Genomic DNA, 19,419 nt, shown 5'->3' with positions numbered 1-19,419 from the left:
AGGAATGCTTATGTGGGCGGAGTGAAAACTTCGCCCACAGTTCTTTTACGGAGGTGCATTATGAACAAGCTAAAGACGGTTGACAGCAAGGTGCTTGCAATACTTAGGGAATGCCCCGAAACAAGGTATGACGATATGCAGCTTATCCTTTGCTATTACAACCGATACAGCTATATGAAAGTCGGCGATTTGCCGCTTGAGGATATAGTCAACAACTATAAAGGGTACGGCTTACCGTGCTTTGAGACTATCCGCAGAGCAAGACAGAGGGTGCAATCCCTGTTTCCCGAACTGTCAAGGCAGTGTGGCGGTTGCGACTGCGGAAACATCAGAATTGTGATTGAAGTGAGCTGAGGTGTGGATATGAACGAGGAAAAAAGAAAAATCGGTGAATACACTGTTCTTTGCTCGGTCAATGTGGGCGAAAAGGAAGTTATCTTGGCTTCCAACGAGCAAAGCACAAACGGTGATAAATTTTTGTGTGGCTTTGTGGAACGAAACGACCTGTTTGAACTGTGTTCGGAATGTATGGTAAGTGATGACTATATCGAAATCGTACACCTTTTCGGTAGCCGTGTGGCAAATGAAGCGGAGCTTTTCAAGGAACAGGTCGAAAAACTGGATATTCCAATCACGCTCATAACGGAAGCCGACTGTATCCCCGACCACTATTCCAAAGACATCAACGGCAAAATCATTGCCATTGACCCCAAGGTATTAAAACCCGAATTTCAGAGAGCTGACAGACAACTCTATTATGTTACGGGCGGTTTCGGTGCGTCTGCGAACAGCCGTGGAAGTGCCGTGTTTTGCACAAATCTTCACCGGAAAGTCAACCCGATACGAAAGAATGGATGTAATGGGCGAGGTAAAGCCTGAGTGTCTGCCTGAATGGGCAAAGGAAAAGGCACAAGAGCTTTCGCACAAAAAGCGAAATAAAGACAAAGAACGATAAGGAGGACAAAGCAATGAAGGAGAATTTCACTTTTCAGCAGAAAACAAAGCTTCTGACAAAACTGTTTGACGCAGGCTGCAATACGGAAAAGAAATTGCAGCAGCTTGATATGGAGAGCATTTTGAAAATTCCCGGTATCACTATTCCGGATATGAGCCTGATTATCGAGCTTCAGAAGCAGACCAAAGCCAATAAGCTGTTCTCTTATTTGGGAGGTGGCACTGATGAGCAGGCAGGAACAGAATGACCGCCATATCATTTGGAGTGACCTTAACCTTGACCTTGATGATTGGCGAGAGTCGTTAGAAGAATTGTACCCTAACTACCCCGAAGATGAACTGTACGACATTATGGTAAAATCCAATGCCGAAAACCTATATGATGAACGAGTAAATCTTGATATTCAGCTTTCACAGCCGATTATTGTTATCGGCGACCTCGGCAGATGGAACGGCAGAGTGTCGGGATACAAGATGATTGATTCAGGCAACATTAAGGACTGCCTTTATTCCGACACCGATTACACCGAATGGTATGTGGACAAGTACGGCGACCTTCGAGCCGACGCCGTTCATCACGACGGCACAAACCATTATCTTTACCGTGTATTCAAAGACGGTGTTACCGATACACAGATTGAAAATCTGCAAGATAAAATCTATAACAGAAAAGCCACAAGAGCCGACATCACACGAGTTACCAAAAGGCTCGGCGATGATATTGCCGGAGTATATGGCTTTTCTATTCCAAAGCAAAGACAACCTAACGAACAAGCGAGGTGATGAAAATGGATTACAGAGTATTGACCGAAGCAGAGCGTAAATACACCTTTAGCCAAAGTCAGCAGCTCTCTATGCAGACCGGTCTTATCGGATATTTGCGAGCCGACTTCGGTTCTGCCGGGAACGAGTTTTGGACGTCTTGGAACGATTTCAGGAAAGACCTGAAAACCGAGGAATTTAAGGCTGAATTTGACGATGTGATAAACGGATTGCGTGAAGGCGATGTTTTGTCCGGCAGAAAGGCTATGTCCTCTTACTGTTATTCCACTCCCGACAGTTCCTTTAATGACGACCGCAACCACTACGGCATTCGTCTTGATACGGAAAAGTACAGCTATCTTATGAGGTTTAACCCCAACAGGGGCGAGTACAATCTGTACTGCTATTGCTATCAGAAAGAGTGGCTGAACAGCCACTTAAAAAATGCTGAGCGTGGTATCCGATTTATCGACCCGCACTATCAGGAGCAGTTTCGCATTGCGGACGGAGAGAAAATTTCAATCAAGCTCGGCGACGGCAAAACAATGGAGAGGACTTGCAGATATATTGATGACTACCATTTGGAGGTCGGCACAAATCTCTACCACATCTGCGAATTTGCCGAGCTTTGCGAGAGAAACGGTCATACCGTAGAACCAGCCGCAAAAGAAAATACAAAGCCTGCAAAGGACAAAGAAAAATCACGATAAGGAGGTGCAGACGAGGTGGCAAGAAAATTCGACCTGATTTCGGAGCTATATGAAAGAACCTGTTTTGCGGTTACAGACAACCCGGTAAACTGGCAATCGTTTCTGAAAACAGCGGGCAGAAATTTCAGGCTCCGATTTGATGAACAGCTTCTTATTTATGCCCAAAGACCCGACGCAACAGCCGTGCTTGAAATCGAACGATGGAACGGCACTTTCGGTCGCTGGGTAAACCGAGGGGCAAAAGGTATTGCCGTATTTGAGGACGCAGACAGAAGCCGTCAAAGACTGATTCACTACTTTGATATATCGGATACCCACGAAAGCCGATATTCCCGCCCTGTTCCGATTTGGGAGATGAGACCCGAATATGAAGCAGAGGTTATTGAAACGCTTGAAAATACTTTCGGTGCGGTAAACGATACAACGAGTATTGAAAATGTCGTCAAAGAGAGCATAGCCAATGCCGTCGAGGACAACATCGCAGACTATATCTCCGACTTTATGAGTTTGGGTGCAGGCAGCGATATTGAGTATTTGTCTGCCGACGAAGCAAACGCCTTGTATTTGGAACTTGTCAGAAACAGCGTGTCATATATGGTTATGGCTCGATTGGGACTGGACGCAGACAAGGTATATTCTCCCGGTGACTTTGCCGGTATTTCAAGCTTTAATTCACAGGAAGTTCTCAATGCGGTGGGCATTGCTACAAGCGACATTGCTGAAATGGCGTTGCTCCCTGTCAGCAGAACAATCAGCACGCTCAGCAAGGAAAATCGCATAATTGATGAACAGGAGCAATCCGAATACAATAAAGACATCAAAGACGAAAGGAGTCAAAGCAATGAGCGAAATCACATACACGATGGTGGGAGATTACAATCTTCCGAACCTGAAACTGCCGGAGCAGACGGAAGTGACTCTCGGCAGATGGTCGCAGATGAGGAGAACTTATCTGAAGGAGCATCACAAAATCCAGTACTACAATCTTCTGACGAAAGGGATTCTGAACAGTCACTTGGCGGAGGTTCAGCAGAGAGCGAGCGAACTGGAGGAAACTCTCGTGAAGCAGATGGCAGAGAAAGCCGGGCTGACAGAGCAGATGAAAGCGGAAGATATGATGAAATGGGTTCGCCTGATGAACAACATCAGGAACTCGGCACAGGAAATCGTGAAGAATCAGGTAGTATTCGCTTAGAGTATTACGACAGAAACAACGAGGACAAGAGCCTGCCGTTTTTCGGTGGCGATGATACTATCCGAGAAATACTCGGCACTACCCCGCATTTGTCCGCTTCAAAGGAAGAAATCAAAGACTTCTATGAGAGAAAAACGGACAAAGCGACCCGTACCGAATATATCAAGGGTATCTTCAACAACGATTACACCCAGCTTACTTTAAGAGACGGCAGGCTTGTGGGGTATAAAACATTTCAGAATGTCCTCCACTTGTGGGAGGGCGAATACGAAAACAGAACCGCTCAGAGCTTCTATGACTGGGGTGTTATCGCACAGCATTTTGAAGCAATGAGACTTTTGGGAGAATTGACCGATACAATGAAACCGCTTCCGTCTATGGACGGTCAGTTGACTCTCATAATGGGCAATCAGGCAGAGGAACAAAAAACCTCTGCCTTTACTTTTTCTCAGGAAGTCATAGACGCTGTACTGACTCGTGGAAGCGGAGTTTCCGAGGGCAAAATGCGTATCTATGAGCAGTTTGAAAAGAGCCTTTCCGCAAAAGAAAACGCCGACTTCTTGAAAAACGAATACGGGTGGGGTGGCTCTTATCCGGTCATCATCGGTACGGGCATTGACGAACAGCACGACGGAAAAGGTATCACAATTTCAAAAGGTATCGGAAGCGACAAGCCGCACATTACACTTTCTTGGTCTCAGGTGGAAAAGCGTATCGGAGACCTTATCCGTATGGACAGATACTTAAATCCAAAGGAAAAAGAAAAGTACCCGGAATGGCTTGAAAAGCAGGAAGAACGGCGAGCAGAGCTTGCAGAGCAGAGAAAAAATCGAGAGATACTCTCTACCGCACCGCCTGAGCCTAAAAACAAAGAGGACGAGCCGGAAGCACAGTATGAATATCACCTCGGCGACAGCGTATATATCGGGGCTTCGCAGTATGAGATTTTGTCCTTTGACGAAAACCGTGTAATGCTCTATGACTTTGATATGCCCCTATTCAACAAGGAGCTTTCAAGGGAAGAATTTGACCGTAAAGTGCGAGAAAATCCGATGAACGACCACTTGAAGGTCAGTGTATTACCGACGGAAGAAAAAGCCGTTACAGGCGAAAATGAAGCTCAAAACGATATCGAAACCTTACAGGATTTCAGTCCGAAAACCGGTTATGACGACGCCTTCTTTATCGACCGGGACAATGAAAGTGTAACTTGGATGTACTATAACCCCGACAGCAATGCCGGAGGTCAGTATGTTACAAATACGCTTTCTTTTGACGAGATACAGGAAGCTGCACGGGAGTATGAGTCGGCTGAGGACTTCTTTGATTACCTCGGCAGTATTGCAAATCAGGAGCTTGCCGATGTAGGTTCCGAATGGTTTGAGGACGCAGAAAGTCAGTTTTCGGAACAGCCTGATTTCACAGGCTGCACCAAAGCGACAATGCAGAGCCTTGTGGCTGCGGCAACAGAAGTCCCGGTTTATGACCGAGAAACAGAAATTCTTTATTCCGTGCTTGGCAGATTAAAGATTGACGACATTGAACTCAGCTATGATGAAAACGGTCTTGTTGCAAGAGATAACGATAACGAATGGCACGGTGCAGAGTTTTATCATTTCCTTGTTGATGAAGCCTTTATATTCGAAGATGACGGCTCTGTGCTTGGTATCAGACCTGACTTGCTTGATGACTTTAAGGTTTTATCCGAACACAACGGCGTTGAAGTTAAGGACAACCGAGAGAAAGAACCTGAACCGATTGTACCCGCTTGGGAGCAAAAGAAAAAGTCAAAGGTAAAGAGCTTTGACCTCCACCCGGATATTCCGATGTCGGAGCGACACAACTTTGACCTTGCCAATAATCAGGTTGAGGAAGTGAACAAAAAAGAGCGTTTTCACAGGAACTATGCGGCGATTAAGGTCTTGAAAGATTGTCAAAGCGAAAACCGTTTTGCGACACCCGATGAGCAGAAAATCTTGTCGAGATATGTCGGTTGGGGCGGTATTCCCGAAGCCTTTGACGAACGAGCAGGAGCTTGGCATACCGAGTATGCAATGCTGAAAAATATCCTAACGCCGGAGGAATATGCGTCGGCAAGGGAAAGCACCTTGACCGCCTTTTACACTCCGCCCGAAGTATCTACCGCCATTTACAAGGTGTTGGAACAGATGGGATTTCAGGAGGGCAACCTGCTTGAGCCGTCCTGCGGTATCGGTAACTTCATCGGTATGCTGCCTAAGTCAATGGAAAACGCAAAGGTTTACGGAGTGGAGCTTGATACCATTTCAGCCGGTATCGCACAGCAGCTTTATCAGAAATCTTCCATTGCGGCACAGGGCTTTGAGGAAGTAAATGTCCCTGACAGCTTCTTTGACGGCGTTATCGGCAATGTGCCTTTCGGAGACTTCAAAGTCTCCGACAAACGATACGACAAGTACAACTTTCTCATTCACGATTATTTCTTTGCAAAATCGCTTGATAAATTACGCCCCGGCGGCGTGATGGCTCTTGTGACAAGTAAAGGAACTATGGACAAGGAAAACTCCAATGTGCGTAAATATATCGCACAGAGGGCGGAACTACTCGGAGCAATCAGACTTCCGAATGACACCTTCAAAGGCAATGCCGGAACAGAGGTCGTATCCGATATTCTGTTTCTGCAAAAGCGAGACAGGCTCATAGATATTGAGCCGGATTGGGTTCATCTTGACGCCGACGAAAACGGTATAAGGATGAACTCATATTTCGTTCAGCACCCGGAAATGATACTCGGCGAAATGAAAATGGTAAGCGGTCGCTTCGGACCGGAAGCAACCTGTGAGCCGTTTGAAAACGCCGACCTTTCGGAGCTTCTGAACGAAGCTGTTTCAAACATTCACGGAGAAATCTCCGAATACGAAGTTGCCGACGAGTTGGAGGAAGAAGATAATTCTATACCGGCAGACCCTACGGTAAGGAACTTCTCATACACGGTTTTGGACGATAAAATCTATTTCCGAGAGAACTCCCGTATGTCCCCGGTGGAGGTATCGGCAACCGCCGAGAACCGTATTAAGGGTATGATTGGGATAAGAGATTGCGTCCGCAACCTGATTGAACTGCAAACCGAGGATTACCCCGACAGCGAAATCAAACAGGCACAGGATAAGCTGAACACTCTGTATGACAGTTTTACAAAGAAGTACGGACTGATTAACAGCCGTGCCAATACTTCTGCCTTTTCAGATGACAGCTCCTATGCTTTGCTGTCTGCTCTTGAGGTCATCAACGAAGATGGCGAACTGGAACGCAAGGCGGATATGTTCTTCAAAAGGACGATTAAACCGCACAAGCCGGTAACAGAGGTTGACACCGCAGACGAAGCTCTCGCTGTCTCTATGGGTGAAAAAGCAGCCATTGATATGGAATATATGATGGAGTTGTCCGGCAAAAGCGAGGAAGAATTATTCGCTGACTTAAACGGTGTAATCTTCTTAAATCCCCTTTATGAGTACGGCAATTCTTATGAGCCGAAGTACCTGATGGCAGACGAATATCTGTCAGGCAATGTTCGTGAGAAACTGGCAACCGCCAAAAGGTCTGCGGCACTGTATCCCGAAGATTATACCGTCAATGTACAGGCACTTGAAAAGGTGCAGCCAAAGGATTTGACAGCAAGCGAGATTTCCGTAAGGCTCGGTGCGACTTGGATTCCGCCTGAAATTTTCCAACAGTTTATGTTTGAGTTTCTCGACACCCCACGCTATGCACAGTGGAATATCAAGGTTCACTACTCTCAGTTTACCGGAGAATGGAACATTGAGGGAAAGAGCTATGACCGTTCCAATGTAAAGGCGTACAGCACATACGGTACTTCCCGTATCAATGCCTATAAGATAATTGAGGAAACGCTGAACCTGAAAGATGTCCGTATCTTTGATTATATCGAAGATGACGAGGGCAGAAAGAAAGCCGTTCTCAATAAAAAGGAGACGGCAATCGCACAGGCAAAGCAGGAACTTATAAAGCAGGGCTTTCAGGACTGGATATGGGCTGACCCTACCCGCCGAGAAAAACTCACGAAGATGTATAACGAAAAGTTCAACAGCATAAGACCCCGTGAGTACGACGGAAGCCACATTGTTTTCAACGGTATGAACCCGGAAATCGAACTCCGTGAACATCAGAAAAATGCGGTTGCACACATTCTGTACGGCGGCAATACGCTGTTGGCACACGCAGTCGGTGCGGGCAAGACCTTTGAAATGGTAGCCGCCGCTATGGAGTCCAAACGACTTGGACTTTGCAATAAGTCGCTGTTCGTAGTCCCGAATCACTTAACCGAACAATGGGCGGCGGAGTTTTTGCAGCTCTATCCGGCGGCGAATATTCTCGTGGCAACAAAACGAGATTTTGAGACGAAGAACCGTAAAAAGTTCTGCGGTCGAATTGCTACGGGAGATTATGACGCAGTGATTATCGGTCATTCTCAGTTTGAAAAAATACCGATGTCCATTGAAAGACAAAGGGCAATTCTTGAGCAGCAGCTTGAAGAACTGACAGACGGTATTATGGATTTGAAGCGAAACCGTGGAGAAAATTTCTCCATTAAACAGCTTGAAAAGTCTAAAAAGTCCGTGAAACAAAAGCTGGAAAAGCTCAACGACCAAAGCCGCAAGGACGATGTTGTTACCTTTGAAGAACTTGGTGTGGACAGGCTCTTTATTGACGAAAGCCATTATTACAAGAACCTCTATCTCTACACCAAAATGCGTAATGTGGGCGGTATCGCTCAGACGGAAGCTCAGAAATCCTCCGACCTCTTTATGAAATGCCGATACCTTGACGAGCTTACAGGCGGACGAGGAACTGTGTTCGCAACGGGTACGCCTATCTCAAACAGTATGGTGGAACTCTATACCATTCAGCGATACTTGCAGTACAACACGCTTGTAAAAAACAATTTGCAACACTTCGACTCGTGGGCAAGTACCTTTGGAGAAACTGTAACAGCCGTTGAACTTACCCCGGAGGGAACTGGTTACAGAGCAAAAACCCGCTTTGCAAAATTCTACAACCTTCCGGAGCTTATGGCGATGTTTAAGGAGGTCGCCGACATTAAGACGGCTGATATGCTGGAGCTGCCTGTGCCGGAAGCACACTTCCACAATGTTGCGGTCAAGCCGTCGGAAATGCAGAAAGAAATGGTTGCTTCCCTTGCGGAACGAGCCGAGAAAGTTCGTGGCGGCGGTGTGGATTCGAGTGTAGATAATATGCTCAAAATCACAAACGACGGCAGAAAGTTGGCACTTGACCAGCGTATGCTCAACGATATGCTGCCTGATTTTGAGGGCAGTAAAATCAACGCCTGCGTCGATAACATCTACCGTATTTGGGAGGAAACAGCTGATAAAAAATCGGCACAGCTTGTGTTCTGCGACCTCTCAACGCCAAAGAACGACGGCACATTTTCGGTGTATAACGACATCAGAAAGAAGCTCATTGAGCGTGGTGTTCCCGAAAGCGAAGTCCGCTTTATCCACGAAGCAGATACCGATGTGAAGAAAAAAGAACTGTTCCAAAAGACCCGTAAGGGCGAGGTCAGAGTGCTTCTCGGTTCTACGCAAAAGATGGGAGCCGGCACGAATGTTCAGGACAGACTTATCGCACTTCACGATGTGGATTGCCCGTGGAGACCGTCAGACTTGGAGCAGCGTTCCGGTCGAATTATCCGTCAGGGCAACTCAAACCCCGATGTAGATATTTACCGCTATGTAACGGAGCAGACCTTTGACGCATACCTCTATCAGCTTGTAGAGGGAAAGCAAAAGTTCGCCAGTCAGATTATGACGAGCAAATCTCCGGTGCGTTCTGCCGAGGATATTGATGAAACCGCTCTGTCCTATGCAGAGATTAAAATGCTTGCCACCGGCAATCCGTATATTAAGGAGAAGATGGATTTGGATATTCAAGTCCAAAAGCTGAAGCTCCTAAAATCCAACTTTCTCTCTGAAAGATACGCTTTGGAAGATAAGATAATCAAATATTATCCGCAGAGAATTACGGCTTTGGAAAACCGCATTGAAGGCTTGAAGCAAGATGTAAAAACTGCGAAACAGCACCCGAAACCAACGGACGACCGCTTTGTCGGTATGGAGGTTAAGGGTGTTTTTTATTCCGAAAAAGCCGACGCCGGTAAAGCTATCATTGAAGCCTGCAAACAGATGAACAGCCCCGACCCTATTCCTCTCGGCAAGTACCGAGGGTTTGAAACGGAGCTGCTTTTTAATACCGCAGAGCGAAATTATGAGGTTCGACTGAAAGGTGCGACAAGCAGAAATGTTCCTCTCGGCGATGACGCACACGGCAATATTATCCGTCTTGATAACGGTATTGACAGATTTGCCGAGAGCTTATCGCTTGCGGAAAACGACCTTGAGAACACCAAAAATCAGTTGGAAACCGCAAAGAAAGAAGTCCAAAAACCGTTTATCCAAGAGGAAGAACTCAAGACAAAGCTTGCCCGATTGGACGAGCTGAATATCTTGCTCAATATGGATAAGCGAGAAAACGAAATTGTCGGCGGCGAACCCGATGAGGGCGAAGTGCCGAACACACGAAAGGAGAAAACCTATGAACGATAAAATGACACCCGACAAAGAAAGAGAAAACTGCACTTGCAGAAAAGCAATCATCAACCCTTTTGACGCAATGATGATGGTTGTGGTCAGGAGACTTGATAAAGCATATCACGAGTTAAAAAGAAGCAAACCGCCCGCAAAAGAAGCAGAATTTGCACTTAGAAATGCCAAGCTTTCTTTCTACGGAGAGTTGGTTCGACAGAGCATTGAAACGGTATTTTCGCCGGAAGAAATCATTGCCTTGTATGAAAACGATGACCTTGCGGGAGGTGCGTGGACTGTTTGGAATGACATCGGCTGCCCTGTTGATAAGATACTTATCATCATTGCAAAGCTCAGTATCAACGAACCGATACAGAAAGCGGTTGCCGATTTGCTGATGTAGAACGGCGGTGATACCTATGCCGTATATTGCACCGGAAGTCATAACCGAAGCGAAACGAATGGACTTATTAACCTATCTCAGAGAGTATGAACCGGGCGAGCTTGTCAAGTTTTCAAGCAACACCTACACCACACGAACCCACGACAGCTTGAAGATTTCCAACGGAAAATGGATGTGGTGGTCGAGAGGTATCGGGGGCAAATCCGCCCTCGATTACCTTATCAAAGTCCGTGGAATGGATTTTGTCGGGGCGGTTCAGACCATTATGGGAAGCGGTTCAGTCAGCTTTCCGACTTGCGAAAATATCAAAAGTTATGAGGAACAGCCTTTGCTTCTGCCTGAAAAAAGCCCTACGACCGATGTGGTATTTGATTACCTTTTCGGGCGTGGGATTGATTATGAAATCATCAATTACTGCTTGGAACAGGAGCTAATCATTGAGTCGCTTCCGTATCACAATGCTGTTTTTATCGGCTATGACGAAAGCAAAGAACCTAAATACGCCGCATACAGAGCAACAAATCAATCAAGGATTATGGGCGACTGCACCGGCAGTAAAAAGCAATATTCTTTCCGCCTGACTGCCGAAAACACCGGAGAGGTTCATCTTTTTGAGTGTGCCATTGACCTGCTTTCCTATGCAACTTTGATGAAGCTGGAGGGCAAAGACTGGCGACAGTTTAACCTTGTTTCTCTTGCGGGAGTGTACTCCCCAAAGCAGAAAATTGAGGACTCGAAAGTGCCTGTTACACTCGGCAGGCTGCTTGAAAAGGACAAAACAATCAGGCGAATTGTTCTTCATTTGGACAATGATATTGCCGGAAGAAAAGCTACCAAAGCGTTGCAGACTATTCTCTCAGATAAGTATGAAGTCGTTGACGACCCTCCCAAATACGGGAAAGATGTCAACGACTTTCTATGTAAACGCTTAGGGATAAAAGATAAAACCGAAAGGAGTTTTGCACGATGAAACTAAAAGAAATCAGAGAAATGTACCCGGAGGGTACGCAGATTGTACTCACTGAAATGGCTGGCGAAAGTCAAATGCCATACGGTCTGAAAGGAACAGTTAAGTTCGTTGACGACGCCGGACAGATTCATATGAGTTGGGAAAACGGAAGCTCCATTGCTTTGAATATTCATAAGGACACCTTTGAAAAGGTCGAAGCACCGGAGAAGATTTCCGTCATTCTTGTTGAGCCGGGCAGGTATCCGAAGCTCATTGAAATTGAGGATACGCTTGAAGCAATGCAGTCTCTTGTGGAGGGAGATATTGAAGAATATATGCCCTTTGAGGACGAGGTTGCCATCATCTGCAACGAGGCAGGAAAGATGAACGGTATGCCGCTGAACAGGGCGGTTTATTCCGAACCTGAGAACGTTGAGATGAGTTATCCGCAGTTGAAAGCTCATTTCCGGCAGGCAGAAAAAGAAAGAAACCACACGACCGGATATATTGTTTTTACGGCTGACAGCTTTGACAAGCCTTACACAGAGGAACAAAGAACCTATGTTGTTAGCAGTAACAACAAGGCTTTCATTGAGGGTATGGGCGGATATTCTATCTATGCTTCTTCCCTCGACGGCTCGGATAAATGTGTGCGACTGGAAGCATATATGGCTGATGAACACGGCGGCAAGGACGGTTGGAAGATTGAAAAATGTTATGTGAAAGATGACAGCAACCGTGAAATGCTTGACATTATTGCCGGCAAGTTCTTCATCGCTTACGCACCGATTGAGTCCGAAAAGTTTCTCAGTATGCCGAAAGAACTGGCTCGTAAGTATGAGGAAAAGTTCAAATACCCGGAGAGATTTTACAAGTCTTTGGACGGCATTGAAGCAAAGCCATATAAGCCTGTCTCAAAGGATATGGAGAGATAAGAGTCAATCTATGGGGCAACCCTGAGTGTCTGCATAATCTTAGCGAGCAGACCATTTATGGACAGGAATGTCCAAAACGGTACACTCGTTAGGGGTTGCCCCTAATACCCCAAGCAAGAAAGGAGCATAAGCAATGCGGGAGATAGTATTGGTCGCCGCCGGGTTAATCATAGGCGGCTTTTTCGGAGTAACAACAATGTGCCTGTTTCAGATAAATCGGGACAGGCACTATATTTACAGAAAGGACAGCGATAAAAATGAGCAAGAGAAACATTGAAAAGCACATTCTGATGAACAAGGCAGAAGCTCAGGATTTGCAGAAAAAAGCAAAACGGGCGTGTCTTTCCGAAGGCGGTCTTATCCGTTTGCTTCTCAAAGGATACGAGCCGAGAGAAAAGCCCGACGAAAGATTTTACGATGTTATGCGGGAGCTTTCAGCTATCGGCAACAACATCAATCAGCTTGCCGCCAAAGCAAACACGCTTGGCTTTGTGGACGCACCACAGCTTAAAAAAGAAGCCGAACGCTGGCATAAGTTTCAGGCTGATGTGGAGCGTATTTTTTTAAGACCCGATAAGAGCGATATGAAATGGCAGTAAGTAAATTGTGGTCGGTCACATCAAGGCTCGGTCAGGTAATCGACTATGCCGCCAATCCCGAAAAGACTGCGGCAGATATTTACACCGAGGAACAGTATCAGGCTCTCCGTGATGTGCTTGCCTACGCAAAGGACGAAGAAAAAACCGAGCGTGAATTTTTCGTTGAGGGTATCAACTGCAACCCTGCGACCGCAAGAGACCAGTTTGTATCTGTGAAAAAAGCATACGGCAAAGACGACGGCATTCAAGCCTATCACGGATACCTGAGTTTTAAGGAACAGGACATATCCCCGGAGCTGGCACAGAAAATCGGAATGGAATTTGCAAACGAAGTGTGGGGCAAAAGATTTCAGGTGGTGGTTACTACTCATCTGAATACGAAGCACCTGCACTGCCATTATGTAATCAACTCCGTTTCCTTTGTAGACGGCAAGCGGTTATGGGGAGATGAAAAAGCGTGGTTCAAGTTCCGTTTGGTTGCCGACCGTCTCTGTGAAAAGTACGGACTGTATTATAATCCGAACCCGAACCGCAGTAAGCAATCCTCTTATTACTACAAGCAGGAGCAAGCCGGTATGCCGAGCCGATACTCCATTACTCGTGACGCCATTGATGAAGCGATTGCACACAGCACCAACCTAAAGACCTTTGATTATATTCTCACGCAGATGGGCTATGAGCATTGTCTCAGCGACAGCCGAAAGTATTGGACGATTGTTCCGAAAGGGTACAAGAAGCCGATACGACTTAAATCCCTCGGAGAGAATTATACAGAGGACGCAATCAAGCGTAGGCTGACGGAAAATCAAAAGGTTCTCATCGTTCCTTTTGCAAAGGAAACGGTAAGAGCCAGACAATACCGATTGCCCACAAGAGAACACAAAATCAAAAAGGTCGGCGGACTGTATGGGCTGTATCTGCATTACTGCTATAAGCTGGGTTATCTGCCGAAGTACAAAAAACAGAATACCGCAAGGCTTCACTATCTTTTGAAAGAAAATTTGCTGAAGCTCGATAAAATCACTCAGGAGACAAGGCTGCTTGGACGGGAGAACATTTCTACCGACGAACAGCTTTTCTCATATAAAGAGTCCGTGTTGTCGCAAATCAAATCCCTGACAGACGATAGAACGCACCTGCGAAAACAGTTAAGAAGAAATTTGAGTGACGATGAGCTATCAAATGTCAAAGAGCAGATTACGGCAATCACGAGCAAGCTGTGGACTCTCCGCAAAGAGGTCGGTCTTTGTGATGACATAGCCGAAAGGTCAAAGGTCATCGAAGCCAACCTTGAAACAGTTAGAGTTTACGAAGAAAAACACGAACGAAAGGAGCAGAACCGTAATGACAAACGGAGGTGATGCGGCGGAACAGGTCGTCAGGCTATCGCTTGAGGGCTTTGAAGTAGCCGCAAAATTAAGCGGAGCGGCAGCAAAGAATATTGCCGTTCTTTTAGTCTCTGTTCTCAAACAGGAACAGAAAACAAAAGGCAAGGCTCGACTTACCAATATGATTAAGTCGGGCAAGGAGCTGAAGGTGTTTTCTATCCCCAACAAGGACTTGAAGAAGTTTACCGAGCAGGCAAAACGCTACGGCGTTCTATACTGCGTACTCAGGGATAAAAACACAAAGGGCGATAATGTACCGATTGATATTATTGCCCGTGCAGAGGACGCTTCCAAAATTCAGAGAATCGTTGAGAGATTTGAACTCGGTAAAGTTGATAAGGCTGCGATTGTCACCGAGTCTCAGAAGGCTGTCGAAAAGCGTGAAGCTTTGGAAAAAGACAAGCCGACGAAAACCAAAAACGAAATCATCACTGAGGAAGCCGTCAGAAAACCTATTCAGAAAGAGGGGTATTCCCAGTCAAACCCCACAGTCGCCAAAACGGACAAAAACCCTCCGTCAAGGCACGACTCCGAGCCGGTAGATATGCAAACTGATAAGGGTACTGTAAGCGACAGACAGAGAAAGCCGTCGGTAAAAGCAAAGCTTGACCGATATAAGGCAAAGTCCAAGCAGCAGAAAGAAGCAGAACGCAAAGAGCCGGAGGTATCAAAGCCGGAGGTTAAGAAAGCACCGGCACAGACCGTACACCAGCAGCCGAAACCTAAAAGCAAAAATGTGAAAGAGAGGTAATCACAATGACAAACAATTTTACTCCTGCTAAGGCAGGACAGCAGAGAAACAGACTTTCCAAAGAGGAATATGCCGAGAAGATGAAGGCTGAAAAGGAAGCCGTATATCAGATGGCGGACGACACCGCAAAGGCTATCGTTTCCGACCCGGAAAAGTTCAAAGCCTTCCTTGATACGCAGAGCCGTCTTGACCGATACTCTGCGGTCAACGCACTTCTGATTTTCAAGCAGCTCCCCGAAGCAAGCCAGCTTAAAAACTTTGATGACTGGAGCAAGGATAATGTGAAAATTCAGAAAGGTGCAAAAAGCATTTCCATTCTTGAACCTGTCGAGTATGCCAAGAGAGACGGTACAACCGGCATTTCCTACAATGTAAAAAAGGTATTTGATGTTTCTCAGACCAACGGCAAAAGACCGCCTGCACCGACTGTCAACCGTGACCCGAAAGCACTCATTACCGTTATGCTTGATTCTTCCCCGGTTGAAGTGGAAGCGACAAATGAGCTTCCGTATCCCAATATGGCGGCGTTTTACAACAACGAGGAACAGACCTTGTATGTAAAGCGTGATGTGGGAGACAGCGTAGCGGTCGCTCAGTGCGTAGCACAGGAGCTTGGCCACGCACAGCTCTCCATCAACAGCGACAGTTACAGCAGAGCGGATATGGGCTTTCAGGCGGTATGTATCGGCTATATGCTTTGCAAGAAGTACGGCGTCGATACACAAAATTTTGCTATCAACCGTATCCCTGAGAAGCTCGCCGGCAAAGAGCCGAAGGACATTCGCTATGAGCTTTCCAAAACGAGAAATGCGATGGCGGATATTCACTCCCGTGTTTCCGATGAGCTTTACAAGAAAAAGCAGGAACGAAGCAAAGACTACGAAAGATAAGGTGATACTATGGCGAAGGAAGAAATGTATCATATCGCATTGGACGATTATGAACACGGCATTATTATCCGTTCTCTCAACGACGAGAAAACAGATTTGATGAACGAGGGCAAATCTACCGATGCGGTGGACGACCTTATCATCAAGGTCGGAACTGCCCCAAAGAAAAAGTTCAGAGTTATCGAAAAGGAACGCTCCTGTGAATCGAGATAACGAAAGGCAGTCTGCGATTATTCTTTCCGTCATCGGTATTATCCCGGTCGTATGGCTGGCACTTCTGATTGCACCCTCTGTAAAAGGAGGATTGCCGGAAATACTGCCGAGCCTATTAACAGCGTTCAACAACCCATTCCATATTGAGCTATGCGAGGACAGCCTAAAAACTGTCCTCGTTTTGCTTCTCTGCTATGCAATGGGTATCGGGATTTACTTCTCAACACAGAAGAATTACCGAAGGCGTGAAGAACACGGCTCTGCAAAATGGGGCAACGCAAGAGCCGTAAACAAAAAATACAGACAGTCTCCGGCTTCAGAGAACAAGCTGATGACGCAAAATGTCTGTATCGGACTCAATGCTAAGAAACACCGAAGAAACTTAAACACCCTTGTGTGCGGCGGTTCGGGAGCCGGTAAGACAAGGTTTTACTGTAAGCCGAATCTTATGCAGTGTAACACATCATTTGTCATTCTTGACCCAAAGGGCGAAATTCTCCGAGATACCGGAAAGCTGCTTGAAAGCAAAGGCTATGAAGTCCGTGTTCTCGATTTGATTTCAATGGAGAAAAGCCATTGCTATAACCCGTTTGTCTATTTGCAGAATGACAACGATGTGCAAAAGCTCGTGACGAATCTTTTTAAGAGTACCACTCCGAAAGGAAGTCAATCACAAGACCCCTTTTGGGATACCTCGGCTTCAATGCTTCTGCTTGCACTTGTATTTTATCTTCATTACGAAGCACCCGAAGATGAACAGAACTTTGCAATGATAATGGAAATGCTCAGAGCCGGTGCGATTGAGGACGAGGAAGACACAAGACCTTCTCCCCTTGATGAATTGTTTGCGGAATTGGAGATGTCAAATCCCGACCACATTGCTTTGAAGTATTACCGTTCCTATCATTCAGGTGCGGCGAAAACCTTAAAGTCCATACAGATAACCCTTGCGGCAAGACTGGAAAAGTTCAACCTTGAAAGTCTGGCTTCTTTAACCACCACAGACGAGCTTGACCTTCCGTCACTCGGAGAGAAAAAGGTCGCTCTGTTTGCTTTGATACCGGATAACGATTCCAGCTTTAACTTCTTGGTATCTATCCTTTACACACAGCTTTTTCAGCAGTTGTTCTATGCTGCCGACCATATTCACGGAGGCTCGCTTCCCGTTCCCGTTCATTTCCTGATGGACGAATTTGCGAATGTGAGCCTGCCCGATGACTTTGACAAGATACTGTCGGTTATGCGTTCCCGTGGAGTGTCGGTAAGTATCATCTTGCAGAACTTGGCTCAGTTAAAAGCCTTGTTTGAAAAGCAATGGGAAAGTATTGTCGGCAACTGCGACGAGTTTTTATATCTCGGAGGTAACGAGCAAAGCACCCACAAATATGTGTCCGAGCTTCTCGGTAAGGAAACCATTGATACCAACACTTTCGGAAAGAGTACTGGTCGAAGTGGCAACTACTCCACAAATTATCAGATTAGCGGTCGAGAGCTTCTTACCCCTGATGAGGTTCGTATGCTTGATAACCAATATGCAATTCTGTTTATTCGTGGAGAACGCCCCGTTATGGACTTCAAGTATGACATCTTGAAGCACCCGAATGTGGCACTTACAACCGATGGAAAGGCTTCTGCATATAAACACGGCGAAGTGACCATCAAGCACTCATCAATTTCTGTTCTTTCTATTAACCCGGAAGAACTTCCAGAGGAAAGCTACGGAGAAACCAATTACGAGCTTCTATCCGATGAGGATTTTGAAGTAAATAAAAACTTATTTTAACGGAGGAAAACACAATGAACATTTTTAAGAAGAACAACGAAAAGAAAACTACTCAGAAGCTGCCTATGACCGGAAAGGTTCAGAAAGGCTTCCGTGCTTACTGCGCCGTAATCGCAGCAGCAACTCTTGTTTGCGGCATGAGCGTTACCGCTTTTGCCGCCAGTGACCCGATTACCGTAGTCAACAATCTGTCCGATTTTATCTTCGGACTTATCCGTGCCATCGGTCTTATCCTGCTTGGCTTCGGTATCGTTCAGGTCGGTCTCTCTTTGAAGTCTCACGACCCGTCTCAGAGAGCCAACGGCTTTTTGACCCTTGCAGGCGGTATCATCATTACCTTTGCAAAGGAAATCCTGACCCTTATTACCGGTTAAGAGAACACAGTTATCCTATGGGGCATACCTGGCATTTCAGGTATGCCCCTAATCTTAAAGGAGGTGCAAACAGATGAGTGATAACTGGGTAGTTCAGAACCTCGAAAATGCCCTTGAAACTTGGAACAGCAAGCTATCGGAAATATGGCAGTTGCTAACCACTTCGCCGCAGGAGTTCAAAGGCGGCAGTATTTGGTCTGTAATGGTGAATATTAACGGAGCAGTTCAGGCTATCGGTCTTGCTTTGCTTGTTTTGTTTTTTGTTGTCGGTGTGGTTCGCACCTGCGGCAGTTTTACCGATGTAAAGAAACCGGAACACGCATTAAAACTGTTTATCCGCTTTGCCATTGCCAAAGGTGTGATTACCTACGGGCTGGAGCTTATGCTTGCCCTGTTCAACATCGTACAAGGTACGATTTCAACCATTATGACATCTGCGGGATTCGGTACGCCCAATCAAACAACCTTACCTGCTGAAATGGTAACAACCATTGAAAGCTGCGGATTTTTTGAGAGTATCCCATTGTGGGCGGTTACTCTTATCGGCGGACTTTTTATAACAGTCTTGTCGTTCATTATGATAATGACGGTGTACGGACGATTTTTCAAGCTGTATATGTACACGGCTCTCGCTCCGATACCGCTTTCCACTTTTGCCGGAGAACCGTCGCAGAATGTGGGTAAGAGCTTTATAAAGAGCTACTGTGCCGTTTTGCTTGAGGGAGCAGTAATTGTACTTGCTTGTATCATCTTCTCTCTATTTGCTTCTACGCCACCGGTAGTGAACCCTGACGCAGCAGCCGTTACTCAGGTATGGGCATATATTGGCGAACTGGTATTCAATATGCTTGTGCTTGTCGGTGCGGTTAAGATGAGCGACCGAATTATCCGTGAAATGATGGGCTTATAAC

At 46.1% G+C, this 19,419-nt stretch carries 18 protein-coding genes; all 18 read left to right on the top strand.

Features of this window, described 5'->3' with window-relative positions; translation table 11 throughout:
• Positions 1-60 precede the first annotated feature (60 nt).
• Positions 61-354, top strand: coding sequence for an exodeoxyribonuclease VII small subunit (locus tag DS742_RS05955; protein WP_117416086.1), 294 nt, complete (start codon positions 61-63; stop codon positions 352-354).
• Positions 355-363: 9 nt separating this feature from the next.
• On the top strand, positions 364-879 hold the full coding sequence (locus DS742_RS05950) for a hypothetical protein (RefSeq protein ID WP_242996401.1): 516 nt from the start codon (positions 364-366) through the stop codon (positions 877-879).
• Between the two features lie 89 nt (positions 880-968).
• A complete protein-coding gene (locus tag DS742_RS05945; protein ID WP_066733305.1) occupies positions 969-1,202 on the top strand; it encodes a hypothetical protein in 234 nt (77 codons plus the stop codon).
• Positions 1,180-1,737, top strand: coding sequence for a hypothetical protein (locus DS742_RS05940; RefSeq protein ID WP_117416085.1), 558 nt, complete (start codon positions 1,180-1,182; stop codon positions 1,735-1,737). Before DS742_RS05945 ends, DS742_RS05940 begins: the two co-directional genes overlap by 23 nt.
• Before the next feature lie 5 nt (positions 1,738-1,742).
• Entirely contained in the window at positions 1,743-2,426 is a 684-nt protein-coding gene (locus DS742_RS05935; protein ID WP_117416084.1) for a hypothetical protein, read from the top strand.
• 15 nt (positions 2,427-2,441) lie between these two features.
• Complete coding sequence (locus DS742_RS29400; RefSeq protein WP_117416083.1) at positions 2,442-10,244, top strand: helicase-like domain-containing protein; 7,803 nt, start codon at positions 2,442-2,444, stop codon at positions 10,242-10,244.
• On the top strand, positions 10,234-10,626 hold the full coding sequence (locus DS742_RS05925; RefSeq protein ID WP_117416082.1) for a hypothetical protein: 393 nt from the start codon (positions 10,234-10,236) through the stop codon (positions 10,624-10,626). The genes DS742_RS29400 and DS742_RS05925 overlap by 11 nt, the downstream gene beginning before the upstream one ends.
• A 16-nt stretch (positions 10,627-10,642) precedes the next feature.
• Positions 10,643-11,596, top strand: a complete 954-nt coding sequence (locus DS742_RS05920) for a DUF3991 and TOPRIM domain-containing protein (RefSeq protein ID WP_117416081.1) — start codon at positions 10,643-10,645, stop codon at positions 11,594-11,596.
• Entirely contained in the window at positions 11,593-12,510 is a 918-nt protein-coding gene (locus DS742_RS05915; RefSeq protein ID WP_117416080.1) for a DUF3846 domain-containing protein, read from the top strand. The genes DS742_RS05920 and DS742_RS05915 overlap by 4 nt, the downstream gene beginning before the upstream one ends.
• A gap of 133 nt (positions 12,511-12,643) precedes the next feature.
• Positions 12,644-12,787 (top strand): DUF3789 domain-containing protein, encoded by a 144-nt coding sequence (locus DS742_RS05910; RefSeq protein ID WP_074017777.1) that lies wholly within the window; start codon positions 12,644-12,646, stop codon positions 12,785-12,787.
• Complete coding sequence (locus DS742_RS05905) at positions 12,768-13,109, top strand: plasmid mobilization protein (RefSeq protein WP_117416079.1); 342 nt, start codon at positions 12,768-12,770, stop codon at positions 13,107-13,109. The genes DS742_RS05910 and DS742_RS05905 overlap by 20 nt, the downstream gene beginning before the upstream one ends.
• A complete protein-coding gene (locus DS742_RS05900) occupies positions 13,100-14,470 on the top strand; it encodes a relaxase/mobilization nuclease domain-containing protein (RefSeq protein ID WP_117416078.1) in 1,371 nt (456 codons plus the stop codon). The genes DS742_RS05905 and DS742_RS05900 overlap by 10 nt, the downstream gene beginning before the upstream one ends.
• Entirely contained in the window at positions 14,454-15,248 is a 795-nt protein-coding gene (locus tag DS742_RS05895; protein ID WP_117416077.1) for a PcfB family protein, read from the top strand. The genes DS742_RS05900 and DS742_RS05895 overlap by 17 nt, the downstream gene beginning before the upstream one ends.
• A 5-nt stretch (positions 15,249-15,253) precedes the next feature.
• Positions 15,254-16,138 (top strand): hypothetical protein, encoded by an 885-nt coding sequence (locus DS742_RS05890; protein WP_024531573.1) that lies wholly within the window; start codon positions 15,254-15,256, stop codon positions 16,136-16,138.
• Positions 16,139-16,147: 9 nt separating this feature from the next.
• Positions 16,148-16,351: a hypothetical protein gene (locus DS742_RS05885; RefSeq protein WP_003525217.1), complete on the top strand. Its 204-nt coding sequence runs from the start codon at positions 16,148-16,150 to the stop codon at positions 16,349-16,351.
• Entirely contained in the window at positions 16,338-18,134 is a 1,797-nt protein-coding gene (locus DS742_RS05880) for a VirD4-like conjugal transfer protein, CD1115 family (RefSeq protein ID WP_117416076.1), read from the top strand. The genes DS742_RS05885 and DS742_RS05880 overlap by 14 nt, the downstream gene beginning before the upstream one ends.
• Before the next feature lie 14 nt (positions 18,135-18,148).
• Complete coding sequence (locus DS742_RS05875) at positions 18,149-18,508, top strand: glutamyl-tRNA amidotransferase subunit A (RefSeq protein ID WP_014635894.1); 360 nt, start codon at positions 18,149-18,151, stop codon at positions 18,506-18,508.
• Positions 18,509-18,581: 73 nt separating this feature from the next.
• Positions 18,582-19,418: a VirB6/TrbL-like conjugal transfer protein, CD1112 family gene (locus DS742_RS05870; protein ID WP_080908666.1), complete on the top strand. Its 837-nt coding sequence runs from the start codon at positions 18,582-18,584 to the stop codon at positions 19,416-19,418.
• Position 19,419 lies beyond the last annotated feature (1 nt).

This window comes from Lacrimispora amygdalina (genome assembly GCF_003432035.1).
GTDB lineage: Bacteria > Bacillota > Clostridia > Lachnospirales > Lachnospiraceae > Lacrimispora > Lacrimispora amygdalina.
This window is presented reverse-complemented; position numbering and strand designations above follow the sequence as displayed.